The sequence below is a fragment of the Ferrovibrio sp. genome (genome assembly GCF_036381655.1).
In the GTDB taxonomy this organism is placed as follows: domain Bacteria; phylum Pseudomonadota; class Alphaproteobacteria; order Ferrovibrionales; family Ferrovibrionaceae; genus Ferrovibrio.
Window position 1 is genome coordinate 1 of the sequence record NZ_DASVCJ010000002.1, and the last position, 15594, is coordinate 15594.

Consider the following 15594-nt stretch of genomic DNA (forward strand, 5'->3'; position numbering starts at 1 on the left):
CATGAAAGTGCCGATCCCATCCGAGGTGCAACGCCTCGGCCTCATTGAAGCTGCACCATCGGCGCACCGAGAAATCCGTCAAGCTGATACCCATCCGAGGTGCAACGCCTCGGCCTCATTGAAGCGCGACACTGGCGGGCACTCCGCGTGCGACAAGCCATTCCCATCCGAGGTGCAACGCCTCGGCCTCATTGAAGCTCCGTCGCAGCCCACATCTGGTCCGGGGTCCAACCCATCCCATCCGAGGTGCAACGCCTCGGCCTCATTGAAGCATCGGGCTTGTCCTTGCCCTTGCGCCCTTCGCCCTTAGCCCATCCGAGGTGCAACGCCTCGGCCTCATTGAAGCGGATTGCGCCCGCGTGCCGCCGGGTCGATCACGCCCGGGCCCATCCGAGGTGCAACGCCTCGGCCTCATTGAAGCATCTCGGTCACGGCCGCCATGGCGTACTGCCGGTCGCCCATCCGAGGTGCAACGCCTCGGCCTCATTGAAGCTCGCTCGGCACGGTCCTTCCTGTCCCGGGCACTCGCCCCATCCGAGGTGCAACGCCTCGGCCTCATTGAAGCGAGGATCTTGAAACCAACGATCCGGAGCTGGCTGGCATCCCATCCGAGGTGCAACGCCTCGGCCTCATTGAAGCAAACCGACTCTCGAAGCCAAGCGGGAAGCCATCGACAGCCCATCCGAGGTGCAACGCCTCGGCCTCATTGAAGCCCTGAGAACCAGATTAAACGCCACGCGCGGCCCATAACCCCATCCGAGGTGCAACGCCTCGGCCTCATTGAAGCGCGATGTTGACCGCAGCAGTTAAACCGCAGAACCAACGACCCCATCCGAGGTGCAACGCCTCGGCCTCATTGAAGCTGATAATCACAACACTATAGGTGCGCTTATACGCGTGCCCATCCGAGGTGCAACGCCTCGGCCTCATTGAAGCCCGGCCGTAAAGGCACCAGACCCGCCGACCGTGTATCCCATCCGAGGTGCAACGCCTCGGCCTCATTGAAGCATCTTCGTGTCCCACCTGTCCACGCCGGAGGGCAAGCCCCATCCGAGGTGCAACGCCTCGGCCTCATTGAAGCGTCGCCATCCCTCTGATGGTCGGCGTCGTCGTCATCCCCATCCGAGGTGCAACGCCTCGGCCTCATTGAAGCGCGGTGGGGTCCACCACCTTCTTCAGGAGGTCCAGACCCCCATCCGAGGTGCAACGCCTCGGCCTCATTGAAGCTGCATACTCAGGGAGAACCGGGGGGTCTGACCGATCACCCATCCGAGGTGCAACGCCTCGGCCTCATTGAAGCATGGCCTCGTCGATGTTCGCGATGAACACGTCCGAGATCCCATCCGAGGTGCAACGCCTCGGCCTCATTGAAGCCTTGGCACCAATGTCCATGCTCGGCTTGGTGTCCGCGCCCCATCCGAGGTGCAACGCCTCGGCCTCATTGAAGCTAGGTCATGCGGAGGGTGGAGATCACGAAGATCACGATCCCATCCGAGGTGCAACGCCTCGGCCTCATTGAAGCACGTCATCCCGATAGGTGGCGGGGCAGACAGCGACGGCCCATCCGAGGTGCAACGCCTCGGCCTCATTGAAGCGGTAGGCTGTTGGTGCAACCTAATCAGGGAGGCGCATCCCATCCGAGGTGCAACGCCTCGGCCTCATTGAAGCGTGTTGACCTCGCCGTGGACGCGGCCCTTACGCTCCCCCATCCGAGGTGCAACGCCTCGGCCTCATTGAAGCGCGTGCCGTTCGGCGTTTTGATCATTGAGGCCGGGATACCCATCCGAGGTGCAACGCCTCGGCCTCATTGAAGCCTTGCTGTGCGGGATTGTGGACGGCTCAGGCTTGGCCTGCCCATCCGAGGTGCAACGCCTCGGCCTCATTGAAGCTTGTCGCGCGCGCATTGCACGACATCGCCGTAATAGCCCATCCGAGGTGCAACGCCTCGGCCTCATTGAAGCGACTTCCGCGAGGCGATGGATGTGCGCCCCTATCTACCCATCCGAGGTGCAACGCCTCGGCCTCATTGAAGCCCATCGTCGGCGGTGATGGTCGCCTTACTATCGGCGACCCCATCCGAGGTGCAACGCCTCGGCCTCATTGAAGCAGCTGCGCCGCCTTGGCGGTGCGCATGTCGGCATAGGCCCATCCGAGGTGCAACGCCTCGGCCTCATTGAAGCGGGGCTGTGCGTGGTGAAGCCGGCAAGGTCGAAAAATCCCATCCGAGGTGCAACGCCTCGGCCTCATTGAAGCGACGTGGCGCGGGGTGTGCTGGCGACGGGGCAGGTGAACCCATCCGAGGTGCAACGCCTCGGCCTCATTGAAGCTCCTTGGCATCGTGGAATGCCTTGGACGTGGCGCGGATCCCCATCCGAGGTGCAACGCCTCGGCCTCATTGAAGCGCGCCAACCATCGCCTTCTTGACTTCCTCAGTCACGACCCCATCCGAGGTGCAACGCCTCGGCCTCATTGAAGCCCGAGCAGGGCCTCGTAAAGCGAATATACGCAACGGACGACCCATCCGAGGTGCAACGCCTCGGCCTCATTGAAGCCTGTGCAGTCGGACCGCAGAGATCGCCGGTCGCGGGCCCATCCGAGGTGCAACGCCTCGGCCTCATTGAAGCGAGTAAGGTCGGCCCGGAACTGCGCCCTCTGCTCCGCCCCATCCGAGGTGCAACGCCTCGGCCTCATTGAAGCACGATCATGGCCCGGCAACGCCTCGCTATGACCTGGCGCCCCCATCCGAGGTGCAACGCCTCGGCCTCATTGAAGCCCTTTGAATCGGCCAGCACCGGCGACGGGTAATCGCCCCATCCGAGGTGCAACGCCTCGGCTCGGAGGGCACAAGCTGCCGGATCCAGGCGGCTCATACCGCCCCCGGGGAGCCGGACACCAGTCGCTCTCGTGGCCCGTGACGGCCTGCGACGGTCGCTCCGGCGTAGTTGGGCGTAGCAGGGCGTACATAAAGGCTATTTGCGATTCCGCCATCTTGCGGAATCGCTAGTTCCCGATTCGCGAAGATGGTCTGCGAACCGCATCGGGAGCCGATCATGGCATTCAGCACAAGCATCCTGGCCCGTATTGCCGTCGTCGTCGGCATTGCGCTTGCGGCGATGTGGCTGGCGACGCAATGGGCGGCGGCCATGCTGGGCTATCAGCCGCGGCTCGGGCCGGCCTGGTTCATGCCCTTGGGCTGGCCGATCTACCGGCCCTGGCAGCTCTTCACCTGGTGGTATGCCTATGCGCCCTACGCCCCGGCAGTCTTCGGCCGCGCCGGCAATCTGGCCGCCATCGGCGGGCTTCTGGCCGGGCTTGCCGGCTGGCTCATGGGGCTGCTCCAAGGGCGCCGCCGCGCGCGGTGCACGACCTTCGGCTCGGCCCGCTGGGCCAGTGCGGCCGAAATCCGCCGTGCGGGGCTCATGGCCGGAAGGGGCGTGATCCTGGGAGGCATGGGAGCGCGGTATCTGCGCCATGACGGGCCGGCCCATGTCATCGCCGTTGCGCCGACGCGCGGCGGCAAGGGGATCGGCCTGGTGGTGCCGACGCTCCTGTCCTGGCCCGGATCGGTGATCGTGCATGACATCAAGGGCGAGAACTGGTCGCTGACCGCCGGCTGGCGCAGCCGGTTCAGCCGCTGCCTGTTGTTCGACCCGACCGACCGCCGCTCGGCCCGCTTCAATCCCCTGCTCGAGGTTCGCAAAGGCCCAAACGAGGTGCGCGATGTGCAGAACATCGCCGATATCCTGGTCGACCCGGAAGGCGCATTGGAACGGCGCAATCACTGGGAGAAGACTGCCCATGCCTTGCTGGTCGGCGCCATCCTGCATGTGCTCTATGCCGAAGCGGACAAGAGCCTAAGCCGGGTCGCCAGCCTGCTGTCGGATCCGCAGCGCAGTTTCGAGCATACGCTGCGCGCCATGATGGCGACCAACCATCTGGGCAGCGCCGACCGCCCCGAGGTGCATCCGGTCGTTGCCGCCGTCGCCCGCGAACTGCTGAACAAATCGGACAACGAGCGTTCAAGCGTGCTGTCGACCGCCGTTTCCTTCCTGACGCTCTATCGCGACCCGATCATCGAAACCATCACCTCGGCCTGCGATTGGCGCATTGCCGACCTGATGCATGCCGCGCGGCCGCATTCGCTTTATTTCGTCATCCCGCCCTCCGATATCGCGCGCACCAAGCCGCTGATCCGCCTGATCCTCAACCAGATCGGCCGCCGCCTGACCGAGACTTTTGCTCCCGAAGAGGCGCCCGCGCCGGCGCCAGGGCAGGGCGATCGCGCCAGCACCTGGCGCCGCGCCGCGGAGGCCGGACGCCGCGGGCAGCGCCGCCGCCACGAGCTCCTGCTCATGCTCGACGAATTTCCCGCCCTTGGCCGGCTCGACTTCTTCGAGACGGCGCTCGCCTTCATGGCCGGCTATGGCATCCGCGCCTACCTGATCGCCCAGTCGCTCAACCAGGTCGCCAAGGCCTATGGCGAGAACAGCGCAATCCTCGATAATTGTCATATCCGCATCGTCTTCGCCTGCAGCAACGAGCAGACCGCCAAACGCATCTCCGACAGCCTGGGCACGGCGACGCAGTCCCGCCAGCAGCGCAACCTGGCCGGACCGCGGCTGGCGCTGTGGCTGCCGCACACCGCCGTATCGCAGCAGGAGGTCGCCCGGCCGCTGCTCACGCCGGGCGAAATCATGACGTTGGCGCCATCCGACGAACTCGTGCTGGTCACGGGGCTCGCGCCGATCCGGGCCAGCAAGCTGGATTACCGCCGCGACGCCAATTTCCGCTGCCGGCTGTTGCGGCCGCCGCGCCTGACGCGGCCCGCACCACAGGCGGCGGGCAGCCGCAACGATTGGGCCGCTTGCCGGGCATCTGTCGATCCGCGGCTGCGGCAGGCCCTTGCCGAAAGCGAGCCGGAGGATCCGCTCGCCGGGGCGGCCGATCCGCTGCAGGCAAGCCTTTGGCCGGAGGGGCCGCAGAGCGGCGGGCCGGCAACCCTCGTCGACGACATGATCATCCTCGCCGACGCGCTCAGCACCTTATCCGGCAGCACCCTGTCCGGCAGCACGGGGTCCGGTGCAAGCCCGACGACCGGCCGTAAGAGCCGCATGCCGGACGGCAACGTAGGAGGTCAGCCATGAGCAAGATGGTGCGTCACCAGATCAAGCTCGATGAAATGTTGAGCCGCCGCCTCGACCTGATCGCCGGCGGCCCCGGCGGCTCGAAGTCCGCCGTCGTCGCCGATGCGCTCAATGCCATGTTCCAGGGCCAGGGCGGCAGCGAGATCGACACGATGCTCCGCATCCGGCTCGATCGCGTCAATGCCGGCCTGCGGCGCATCGAGCGCGACCTGCAGATCACGCTGGAGACGCTCGGCCTTTTCATCCGCTATCAGCTCTCGGTCATCCCGCCGGTGCCCGAGGCCGATCAGCCGATGGCCCATGCGCTGGGCCAGCACCGCTTCCGCTCCTTCATCGACCAGGTCGGCCAGCGGCTCGCCGCCGGCAAGCCGTTTACCCGAGAGTTGCATATGCTGATGCCGGAGGCGGCGGCCTCATCGCCGGCATCGGCCGATCCGCCGCAAGAGCCGCAGCCCGACGGGCCGCCGCTTGGCGCAGAGGGAGCGCAGCCGGAGGCATCGCCGGCCGGCCAGGAGGGGGCGGCCGGCGATACCGCTGGCGCCTGCGCTGCGGCGCCGGCCGGGGAGGTGCAGCCATGATGATGTCGCCTGTCGCCGGCGGCGAAAAGCGCCGGTCGCTGATGCTGCAGAGCGCGATGGGTGCGGCGATTGCCGAAGCATTGGCCGACCCGCTGGTCGCGGAAGTGATGGTCAATGCCGATGGCAGCCTGCGGCTCGATCGTCTGGGGCAAGGCATCGTCGATACCGGCCTGCGGCTGCCGGTCGCAGATGTCGAGCGCATCATCCGGCTGATCGCCACGCAAAGCGGCACCGAGATCGATGCCGCACGTCCCATCCTGAGCGCGGCGCTTGTCGTTGCCCCCGACAAGGGCCGTGTGCGCTTCGAAGGCCTGCTGCCGCCGGTCGCAGCGGCGCCCTGCTTTTCCATCCGCAAGCCGGCGACGCGCCATTACGGGCTGGCCGCGTATGTGCGGGACAGGATCATGACGCCCGACCAGGCCGGTTTGCTGCGCCAGGCGGTCTGGCAGCGGCGCAACATCCTGATTGCCGGTGGCACCAGCTCGGGCAAGACCACGCTGGCCAATGCCCTGCTGGCGGAGATCGCGCGCTGCCAGGAGCGCATCATCGTGATCGAGGATACCCGCGAGCTCGTCTGCGATGCCGCCGATCACCTGACGCTGTGCAGCAGGCCCGGTATCGCCAGCCTGCGCGATCTCGTCCGGTCCAGTCTGCGGCTGAGGCCCGATCGCATCGTCATCGGCGAGGTCCGCGGCGCCGAAGCGCTCGATCTGCTCAAGGCCTGGAATACCGGCCATCCCGGCGGCATTGCCACGCTGCACGCCAATTCCGCGGCCGCATCGCTGCAGCGGCTCGAGCAGCTCGTCCAGGAGGCGGTGCCGCATGTGCCGCGCGGATTGATCGCCGAGGCGATCGATCTCATCGTCTTTCTCGCCGGCAAAGGCGCCGGGCGGCATCTGGCGGCGATCGAAAGCCTCGACGGCATCGATGCCGATGGCCGCTATCGCCTGCGCCGTCTGGCGGCGGCGCCAGCCGGGACCTGCACAGGTGGCGCATGAGGAGGCCGGGCCGTTGCCGCCGGCGGGCCTGTCTCAGCCGGGCTGCCGCTGTGGCGGTTGCGCTGGCGGCCGGCCATGCCGATGCCGCGGGCTCCAACATGCCCTGGGAGACACCGCTGCAGGCCATCCTCGATTCCATCGAGGGACCGGTCGCCCGTATCCTGGCCGTCATCATCATTATCATCACCGGCCTGTCGCTGGCCTTCGGCGACACCGCGGGCGGCTTCCGGCGGCTGATCCAGATCGTCTTCGGATTGTCGATCGCCTTTGCCGCGACCAGCTTCTTCCTCACCTTCTTCTCCTTCGGCGGCGGGGCGCTGGTGCGATGACGGCCGGGCAGCAGCAGGGGATCGACGGCTTTGCCGTGCCGCTGCATCAGGCGCTGACCGTGCCGATCCTGCTGGCCGGGGCGCCCCGGCTCTGGGCGATCGTCAACGGCACGCTGGCGGCGGCGATCGGGCTTGGCCTGCGGCTATGGCTGGCCGGGCTGCTGATCTGGCTGGTGGGCCACAGCCTGGCGGTGCTGGCGGCCAGGCGCGATCCGCATTTTGCCGCGGTGCTGGCGCGGCATCTGCGCCAGCCCTCCTGGTACGGCTGCTGACGGAGACGCCGATGCCATCTGGCGATGCCCGATCATTGGCCGTCTGCCGGGATTTCGGCTGCTGCCGGCCATGGCGGCAGGATCGGCGCCGCCGCCCGCCGCCATTCCGGCTAAGGCAGGCGCGACAGGCGGCGGCATGCTGAACCTTGCCGAATACCGGCGCAGACCGGCGCTGTTGGCCGACCACCTGCCCTGGGCGGCGCTGGTCGCGCCGGGCATCCTGCTCAACAAGGATGGCAGCTTCCAGCGCAGCTACCGCTTTCGCGGCCCGGATCTGGAAAGCGCCACCGAAGCCGAGCTGGTGGCGGCCTGCGCCAGGCTCAACAATGCCCTGCGCCGCTTCGGCTCCGGCTGGGCGTTGTTCTTCGAGGCCGAGCGGCTGCCGGCACCGGGCTATCCGCGCTCGGCCTTTCCCGATGCGGCTGCCTGGCTCGTCGACGAAGAGCGCAGGGCGGCATTTGCGCAGGCCGCCGGCGCGCCGCGGCATCTCGAGACGCAGAGCCATATCACGCTCGTCTGGCTGCCGCCGGTCGACGAGGTCGGGCGCCTTACCCGGCTGATGCTCGATCGTCCGCGCGGCAACGGCGCCAGGCCCTGGCGCGAGCAGCTTGCCTATTTCGTCAGGGAGACCGATCGCATCTTCGATCTTTTGCAGCCCGTCATGGCCGAGCTGGACGCGCTCGATGACGGGCAGACGCTTGCTTACCTGCATGCCCATATCTCCAACCGCCGGCATCCGATCGCGGTGCCCGACCCGCCGGTCTATCTCGACGGCCTGTTGGTGGACACGCCGTTTTGCGGCGGGTTCGAGCCGATGCTGGGAAAGCAGCATCTGCGCAGCCTCACGCTGCTCGGCTTTCCCGATCTGACCCGGCCGGGCCTGCTGGACGAACTCAACCAGCTGGCCTTTCCCTATCGCTGGATGACCCGCTTCATCCCGCTGGACAAGGCGGATGCGGAGCGAGCGCTCAAGAGATTGCGGCGGCAATGGTTCGCCAAGCGCAAATCCATGCTCGCCATCCTGCGCGAGGTGCTCTATCAGCAGCCGGCGCCGCTGCTCGATCCGGATGCCGACAACAAGACGCTCGATGCCGACCAGGCGCTGCAGGAACTGGGCGGCGATCATGTCGCCTTCGGCTATCTGACGATCACGGTCGTCGTCGGCGACGACGATCCTGCCGCCGCCGGCGACAAGCTGCGTGCGCTCGAAAAAGTCGTCAACAGCGCCGGCTTCGCCACCATCCGCGAGAGCGTCAACGCCGTCGAGGCCTGGCTCGGATCCCTGCCGGGCCATCTCTATGCCAATATCCGCCAGCCGCTCGTGCACAGCCTCAATCTCGCCCATCTCGTGCCGCTGGCCGGCATCTGGGCCGGGCCCGAGCGCAACCAGCATCTTGACGGACCGCCGCTTCTGCTCGCCAGGACGCGCGGTGCAACGCCGTTCCGGCTGTCGACCCATATCGGCGATGTCGGCCATGTCGCCGTGATCGGGCCGACCGGGGCCGGCAAATCGGTTCTGCTGTCTTTCATGGCGCTGCAATTCCGCCGTTATCGCGGCGCGCGGATCGCCATCTTCGACAAGGGCGGCTCGGCCAGGGCCGCCGTGCTGGCCATGGGCGGCCGCTATTACCGGCTCGGCCAGGAGCGGCTCCCGCCGGCCTTGCCCGGCAGGGGGAGCGCCGATGCGGAACAGGCGGGAGCCTATGCCGGCATGCCGGCGCTGCAGCCGCTGCGCGGCATCGACGATCCGGCCGAGCGCAGCTGGGCGGCCGGCTGGATCGAGGGTCTGCTCGCGCAGGAGAATGTGATCGTCACGCCGCCGCTGAAGGAGGCGGTCTGGTCGGCGCTCGTCGCCTTGAGCACGGCGCCGGCGGCGCAGCGCACGCTCACCGGATTGGCTGCCCTTCTGCAGTCGAACCTGCTGAAGGCCGCGCTGCTGCCCTATACGCTGGATGGCGCCCTGGGCGCGCTGCTGGATGCCGATGCGGAGGATCTGCAGCTCGCGGCCGTGACCTGTTTCGAGATGGAGGCGCTGCTGCAGCATCACAGGGCCGTGCTGCCGGTGCTGACCTACCTGTTCCACCGGCTGGAGCGGAGCTTCGACGGCCGGCCGGTGCTGCTGATCCTGGACGAGGCCTGGCTCTATCTCGACCATCCCGTCTTCGCCGCGCGCATCCGCGACTGGCTGAAGACGATGCGCAAGAAGAACGTCGCCATCGTCTTCGCCACGCAATCCTTGAGCGACATCGCCCAGAGCAGCATCGCCGCCACCATCATCGAATCCTGCCCGCAGCGCATCTTCCTGCCCAACGACCGCGCCATCGAGCCGCAGCAATACGAGATCTACAGCCGCTTCGGCCTCAATGCGCGCCAGATCGCCCAGCTCAGCACCGCCATCCCGAAGCGCGACTATTACCTGCAGTCGCGCCAGGGCTGCCGGCTGTTCGAGCTGGGGCTCGGTCCCATCGCGCTCAGCCTCTGCGCGAAAGCCACCCCGGCCGATCATCGGCGCATGGACGCGGTGCTGGCCGAGCATGGCGCGGACGGCTTCCTGGCCGCCTGGCTGCATGCCATGGACCTGGCCTGGGCCGCGGATCTCGCCCGCGGCCTTGCCGCGGCCGGCTCGCCTGTCGCGCCAGCCGCGCAGGCTGCAACCGGACAAATGCCGGCAGCGGCGGCAAGGGCGCAGGACCGAAGAGCGCAGGACCGGGGCATGCAGGAGTGGGGCATGCAGGAGTGGGGCATGCAGGAGCGGGGCATGCAGGACCGGGCGGGCCGGGATCGGATGGCCGCCGGCCATCAAGGCGGCATCGCAGCCAAGCCGCGGCCATTGCCAGCGCAGGAAGAGCCGCAGCAACAGGCGCAGCGGTCCAGGCAGCGATCGCCGGAGCGGCAGCCGCGGCCGCAGAGGCAAGGAGTGAGGGAGGAACGGTCATGATCCGGTGCAAGCGATTTTTGCAAATCCTGGCCGTCACGGCGGGACTGGCGCTTCCGCCCTATGCCGGTTCGGTTCGGGCGCTGACGGTCTTCGATCCGTCCAATTACGCGCAGAATGTCCTGCAGGCCGCGCGGGCGCTGGAGCAGATCAACAACCAGATCGCAAGCCTGCAGCATGAAGTCCTGATGCTGCAGGACATGGCGCGGAATCTGGTGCCGCTGTCCCATTCCGAGCTTGCCGCGATGGCGGCGGCGCTGGAGCAGATCACCGCCCTCTTCGAGACGGCGGACGGCATCGCCTTCGATCTGGCGCAGACCGATGCGGCCTGGGCCAGGTTCTATCCGAAGGACTACGAGATCGCGGTCGACGGCGACCGGCTTGTCCAGGATGCCCGCCAGCGCTGGGCCTTCGCCGTCGACGGCCTGCATGACAGCCTGCGTCTGCAGGCGCAGGTGGCCGACGAGATCGGCGCGGATCGCCTCCGGCTCGACCGCCTGCTGGCGGCGTCGGCGGCGGCGGACGGAAACCTGGCGGTCAGCCAGGCGACGAACGAGCTGCTGGCCCTCCTTGCCAAGCAGCAATTGCAGATCCAGGCGCTGAACGCCGTGCAGTATCGCGCCCAGGCGCTGACGCAGGCGCAAGCCGCCATCGCGCAGACCCAGGCGCAGGCGCAGTTCGAGCGCTTCATGGGGACCGGGCCGGCCTATCGCGGGACCGCCTATGGCGGCTCCGGCATGGCCGCGCCGTGAAGGATTGCCGCAGATGAGGAGGCCGATGGCACAGGCCAGGGACAGCAGCGCGCCGAAAGGGCAGCCGGCGGCAGCCGCCGCGGCGGGCGCAGGACAGGAGCATCGGCGATGAACGAGCTGTCCATCATCGATCGCTTCACCGCGGTCTTTGTCGCCTATATCGACAGCGGCTTCGGCCTGCTCGATCACGAGGTCGCCTTCCTGACCTCGGCTTTGATCGCCATCGACATCACCCTGGCGGGGCTGTTCTGGTCGCTGGCGCAGGATATCGACCTGCTGGCGCGGCTGATCCGCAAGGTGCTCTATATCGGCGCCTTCGCGCTGTTGCTCAACAACTGGTCCTGGCTGGCGGACATCCTGTTCCGCTCCTTCGCCGGCCTGGGCCTTCAGGCCTCCGCCAGCGGGCTTACCGCAGCCGATCTGCTGCGGCCCGGCTTCGTTGCGGCCGCCGGCTTCGATGCCGCCGCGCCCTTGCTGCGCCAGGCCGGCCGCCTGATCGGCTTCAGCTCCTTTTTCGACAATATCGTCACCGTGCTGGTGCTGCTGTTCGCCTGGGCCGTGGTGCTGCTCGCCTTCTTCCTGCTGGCGGTGCAGCTTTTTGTCACCATCGTGGAATTCAAGCTGACCAGCCTGACCGGCTTCGTGCTGGTGCCGTTCGCGCTGTGGAACCGGACCGCCTTCCTGGCCGAGCGGGTGCTGGGCCATGTCGCCGGCGCCGGCGTCAAGATGATGGTGCTCGCCGTCATCCTGGGCATCGGCACCGGCCTGTTCGGCGCATTCGTCGCCGCGGCCCAGGCGGAAGAGCCAAGCCTTGCCCAGGCGATGGCCGAGGTGCTGGGCGCGCTGGCGCTGTTCGGGCTCGGCATCTTCGGCCCCGGCATTGCCGCCGGCCTGACGGCCGGCGCGCCGCAGCTCGGTGCCGGGGCCGCGGTCGGCACGCTTGGCGGGGTCGCCGCCGGCTCGCTGGCCGCCACCGGCCTGGGCCTGGCCGCGCTGCGCATGGCCGGCGGCGGTGGCCTTGCCGCACTGCGCGCCGCAACCACGCTGGCGACCGGCCCGGGCGCCAACTCGGCCGGATCGCCCAGGGGGCCGTCAGGCGGATCATCAGGCGGACCATCAGGGGGACCGCCTGGGGGATCGTCAGGTACAGGCCAGGCTGCACGCCGCCCGGCTGGCGCCGGCGGATCCGGCCCTGGCGGGCGAGCGGCCACGGGACGGAAGCCGGGCGGCGGGCCGGCCTCGGCGGGATCGCCGGCGGCGCATTCGGCGCCGCAGGCCTCCTCCTCCTCTGCGGCCATGCCGGCCTGGGCGCAAAGGCTGCAGGCGGAGCAGCGCCGGCGCGCCGCGCTCTTTGCCGCCGCCCAGGCGGTCCGCGATGGCGACCGGCCGGCGGGCGGCGCCAGCCCTGACCTGAAGGAGCCGCAATGATGTTCCGCCGTGCCGTCAACCGCTATGGCGACACGCCGGCGCCGGTCACGCCCTACCAGAAGGCGGCCCAGGTCTGGGACGAGCGCATCGGCTCCGCCCGCCTGCAGGCCAGGAACTGGCGGCTGATCGCCTTCGGCGCCTTGCTGCTCAGCCTGATCCTGGCCGGCGGCCTGATCTGGCAGGCAGGCAGAAGCCGCATCACTCCTTACGTGGTCGAGGTCGACCGCCTGGGAGAAGCGCAAGCCGTCGCGCCGGCTGTTGCCTCCTATCGGCCCAGCGATGCGCAGATCGCCTATCACCTGGCCCGCTTCATCCGCAACCTGCGCAGCCTGTCGGTCGATCCCGTCATCGTGCGCCGCTCCTGGCTCGAGGCCTACGACTATGTCACCGAGCGCGGCGCCCAGATGCTCAACGGCTTCGCCCGCGCCCGGGATCCGTTCAAGGCGATCGGCGAGCGCAGCGTTTCGGTCGAGATCTTAAGCGTGGTGCGCGCCTCGCCCGACAGTTTCCAGGTGCGCTGGCGCGAGGAGACCTGGCGCGAGGGCCGGCGGATCGCCGATGAGCGCTGGATCGCGCTGCTCACCATCGCGATCCGGCCGCCGCGGGATGCGGCGACCTTGCGCAAGAATCCGCTCGGCATCTATGTGCACGGCCTCGACTGGTCGCGCGAATTGCAACCGGGAGCATCGGGATGAGACAGGATGTCACGATCCGCATCACGCCTCTCTCTTTGGCAGGGAGGATCGCAGCCTTACCGATGGCGGCCTTGACGATGCTCGGGCCTACCGCCTGCCGGCTCGACCAGGCCGCGCCGGTGCCGCAGATCGCCTATGACAGCGAGGATTTCGTCCCCGCCCAGGCCGCCTCCGAGGCGCCGGCCGCAGAACCCGTCAAGATCGTGACCATGCCGGAGCCCCTGCCGCTGCCGGGCCAGCTCAAACCCGCGCCGAAGGCGGCCCGCTCGCCGGCGCCTGGGGCGGCGGCGAGCGCGCTTTTGCCGCGGGACGGCATTGCCGCCGCCAATCAGGCGGCGCGCCAGGAGCCAGACCGGGATGGCTATATCAACGCCATCCAGGTCTATCCCTTCAGCGAAGGCGCGCTCTATCGGCTCTATGCCATGCCCGAGCAGGTCAGCGATATCGCGCTGCAGCCGGGCGAGACGCTGATCTCGGTTTCCGCCGGCGATACCCTGCGCTGGGTGGTGGGCGATACCAGGAGCGGTCCCGAGGGGGCCGAGCGGGTCCATATCCTGATCAAGCCCACGGCAGCGGATCTGCAGACCAATCTGGTGATCACCACCGACCGGCGCGCCTATCACCTGGAGCTTGTCAGCACGGACGAGACCTATATGGCGGCGATCTCCTGGCGCTATCCGGCCGATGAGCTGGCCATGCTCCAAAATCGCAACAGGAGGGCGGAGGCCGCCAGCGCGGTCGCGCGCGGCATCCCGCTGGAGCGGCTGCGTTTCCGCTACGCGATCAGCGGCGATACGCCGCCCTGGCGGCCATTGCGCGCCTTCGATGATGGCGCCAAGGTTTATATCCAGTTTCCGCAGCGCATCGACCAGGGCGAGGCGCCGCCGCTATTTCTTGTCGGCAGCGATGGCGGCAGCGAGCTCGTCAATTACCGCATGCGCGGCAATTACTACATCGTCGACCGGCTGTTTGCCGCCGCCGAGCTGCGCCTGGGCAAGGCCGAGCAGCAGGTGGTGCGCATCACGCGCAACGATGCCGGGCCCGCCGCTTCCGAGGCCCGCCCATGACCGATGCGGACGACAAGGCGGCGGCGCAACCGCCCGAGCCGGCAGCGCAGCCCTTCGTCGAGCCCGCCGGTGCCGAGGCGAGGGATGGCAAGCAGAGCGGACCGGCGCCGGAGCAGGACAGCCTCGATTTGCCGCCCGGCCCGCGGCCGGTTGTCCGTTTCAACCGCACGCTCATGGTCGTCGGCGCGGCCTGCCTGCTGGCGGCGCTGTTCGGGGCGACATTCGCCGCTCTCAGGCTGCCGGGCCGGCCTGAGCGCAACCGTTCCGACGAGCTCTATGCGGCGGCCGCCCGGTCCGCGCCCGACAGCATAGCGGGCCTGCCGAAGGATTACGGCGAGCTGCGCCAGGTCCCGCCGCTCGGTCCGCCGCAGCCGCCGGCTCCGGGCATGGCGGTGTTGCGCGACCGGCAGAATCCCCAGGCGCCGGCAGCGCCACCGCGCCCCGATCCGGACGCGGCGGCGGCGCGCGCCGAGCGGCAGCGGCTGCTGCAGCGCGCCCGCCAGGCGCGCGAGGCCGGCGTCTTCTTCCGCATATCCACGCATCCGCCACCGGCCGCCGGCGGGGCTTTGCTGCCGCAGACCACGGAGGCGGATACGGCAGCAGGCGCGATGGCCCAAGCCGGCGCCGCCCCGGCAATGCCGGCGGTCTCCGATCCCGCGGAGCGGCTGCGGCTCGATACGGAGCGCGACCAGAATAACCAGCAGCGCAAGCTCGACTTCCTCAATGCGAAAAACGGGGGCGGCAGCGTCAATCCGCATCCGCTGCAGCCCTTGTCCTCGCCCTATCTCCTGATGGCCGGCAGCGTCATCGCGGCGAGCTTGGTCAGCGGCATCAACTCCGATCTGCCCGGCCTCGTCAAAGCCCAGGTCACCGAGAATGTCTATGACACGGCAACGGGGCAATACCTGCTGATCCCGCAGGGCAGTCAGCTGGTCGGCCGCTATGACAGCGTCATCGCCTATGGCCAGAGCCGCGCCCTGCTCGCCTGGCAGCGCATCCTCCTGCCCAATGGCGACAGCATCGTGGTCGACAACCTGCCGGCCGCCGATACCGCCGGCTATGCCGGGCTGAGCGACGATGTCGACTACCATGTCTGGCGCCTGGCCGGCGGTGTCGCGCTGTCGACGCTGCTTGATGTGGGCACCGAACTCAGCTTCAACGACCGCGAAAGCGATCTGGCCCGTGCGATCCGCGAATCGTTTCAGCAGAATGCCAGCCGCGCCGGCCAGCGCCTGACCGAGCGCAACCTCAATCTCCAGCCCACCATCACGATCCGGCCGGGCTGGCCGCTGCGGGTGCTTGTGCACAAGGACCTGGCGCTGCGGCCCTATCGCGGCTGAGCCGGCCATGCCGTTCGGCACGATCCGCTCCGCGGCTTCTGCTTCGATGCCTGCGC

At 68.4% G+C, this 15594-nt stretch carries 10 protein-coding genes, 1 pseudogene and 1 CRISPR repeat array; all 11 genes and pseudogenes read left to right on the forward strand.

The window, feature by feature from the left end; translation table 11 throughout:
- Positions 1-15 precede the first annotated feature (15 nt).
- Positions 16-2773: a CRISPR direct-repeat array (repeat unit 36 nt; unit sequence CCCATCCGAGGTGCAACGCCTCGGCCTCATTGAAGC).
- Positions 2774-3050: 277 nt separating this feature from the next.
- Positions 3051-5144, forward strand: a complete 2094-nt coding sequence (traG, locus tag VF194_RS00085) for an IncP-type conjugal transfer protein TraG (protein ID WP_330886780.1) — start codon at positions 3051-3053, stop codon at positions 5142-5144.
- Positions 5141-5722 (forward strand): hypothetical protein, encoded by a 582-nt coding sequence (locus tag VF194_RS00090; protein ID WP_330886781.1) that lies wholly within the window; start codon positions 5141-5143, stop codon positions 5720-5722. Before traG ends, VF194_RS00090 begins: the two co-directional genes overlap by 4 nt.
- Before the next feature lie 2 nt (positions 5723-5724).
- The gene (gene trbB / locus VF194_RS00095) at positions 5725-6720 is read left to right on the forward strand and encodes a P-type conjugative transfer ATPase TrbB (RefSeq protein ID WP_414656058.1); all 996 of its coding nucleotides are present in this window, start codon (positions 5725-5727) and stop codon (positions 6718-6720) included.
- The gene (locus VF194_RS00100; RefSeq protein ID WP_330886785.1) at positions 6717-7049 is read left to right on the forward strand and encodes a TrbC/VirB2 family protein; all 333 of its coding nucleotides are present in this window, start codon (positions 6717-6719) and stop codon (positions 7047-7049) included. The genes trbB and VF194_RS00100 overlap by 4 nt, the downstream gene beginning before the upstream one ends.
- Positions 7046-7321: a VirB3 family type IV secretion system protein gene (locus tag VF194_RS00105; protein ID WP_330886786.1), complete on the forward strand. Its 276-nt coding sequence runs from the start codon at positions 7046-7048 to the stop codon at positions 7319-7321. Before VF194_RS00100 ends, VF194_RS00105 begins: the two co-directional genes overlap by 4 nt.
- 136 nt (positions 7322-7457) lie before the next feature.
- Positions 7458-9956: pseudogene (gene trbE, locus VF194_RS00110) on the forward strand (conjugal transfer protein TrbE); the annotation flags it as partial.
- Positions 9957-10255: 299 nt separating this feature from the next.
- Positions 10256-11008: a P-type conjugative transfer protein TrbJ gene (trbJ, locus tag VF194_RS00115; RefSeq protein WP_330886788.1), complete on the forward strand. Its 753-nt coding sequence runs from the start codon at positions 10256-10258 to the stop codon at positions 11006-11008.
- 108 nt (positions 11009-11116) lie between these two features.
- Positions 11117-12436: a P-type conjugative transfer protein TrbL gene (gene trbL / locus VF194_RS00120; protein WP_330886790.1), complete on the forward strand. Its 1320-nt coding sequence runs from the start codon at positions 11117-11119 to the stop codon at positions 12434-12436.
- Positions 12433-13131, forward strand: a complete 699-nt coding sequence (trbF, locus tag VF194_RS00125) for a conjugal transfer protein TrbF (protein ID WP_414656056.1) — start codon at positions 12433-12435, stop codon at positions 13129-13131. The genes trbL and trbF overlap by 4 nt, the downstream gene beginning before the upstream one ends.
- A gap of 62 nt (positions 13132-13193) precedes the next feature.
- Positions 13194-14198, forward strand: a complete 1005-nt coding sequence (gene trbG / locus VF194_RS00130; protein ID WP_330886792.1) for a P-type conjugative transfer protein TrbG — start codon at positions 13194-13196, stop codon at positions 14196-14198.
- Positions 14195-15538: a TrbI/VirB10 family protein gene (locus VF194_RS00135; RefSeq protein ID WP_330886794.1), complete on the forward strand. Its 1344-nt coding sequence runs from the start codon at positions 14195-14197 to the stop codon at positions 15536-15538. Before trbG ends, VF194_RS00135 begins: the two co-directional genes overlap by 4 nt.
- Positions 15539-15594 lie beyond the last annotated feature (56 nt).

Coding starts and splice junctions, on each gene's coding strand:
- trbB (WP_414656058.1), top strand. CDS start 5,725: ATGTCGCCTGTCGCCGGCGGCGAAAAGCGCCGGTCGCTGATGCTGCAG.
- VF194_RS00100 (WP_330886785.1), top strand. CDS start 6,717: ATGAGGAGGCCGGGCCGTTGCCGCCGGCGGGCCTGTCTCAGCCGGGCT.
- trbF (WP_414656056.1), top strand. CDS start 12,433: ATGATGTTCCGCCGTGCCGTCAACCGCTATGGCGACACGCCGGCGCCG.
- traG (WP_330886780.1), top strand. CDS start 3,051: ATGGCATTCAGCACAAGCATCCTGGCCCGTATTGCCGTCGTCGTCGGC.
- VF194_RS00090 (WP_330886781.1), top strand. CDS start 5,141: ATGAGCAAGATGGTGCGTCACCAGATCAAGCTCGATGAAATGTTGAGC.
- trbL (WP_330886790.1), top strand. CDS start 11,117: ATGAACGAGCTGTCCATCATCGATCGCTTCACCGCGGTCTTTGTCGCC.
- trbJ (WP_330886788.1), top strand. CDS start 10,256: ATGATCCGGTGCAAGCGATTTTTGCAAATCCTGGCCGTCACGGCGGGA.
- trbG (WP_330886792.1), top strand. CDS start 13,194: ATGGCGGCCTTGACGATGCTCGGGCCTACCGCCTGCCGGCTCGACCAG.
- VF194_RS00135 (WP_330886794.1), top strand. CDS start 14,195: ATGACCGATGCGGACGACAAGGCGGCGGCGCAACCGCCCGAGCCGGCA.
- VF194_RS00105 (WP_330886786.1), top strand. CDS start 7,046: ATGACGGCCGGGCAGCAGCAGGGGATCGACGGCTTTGCCGTGCCGCTG.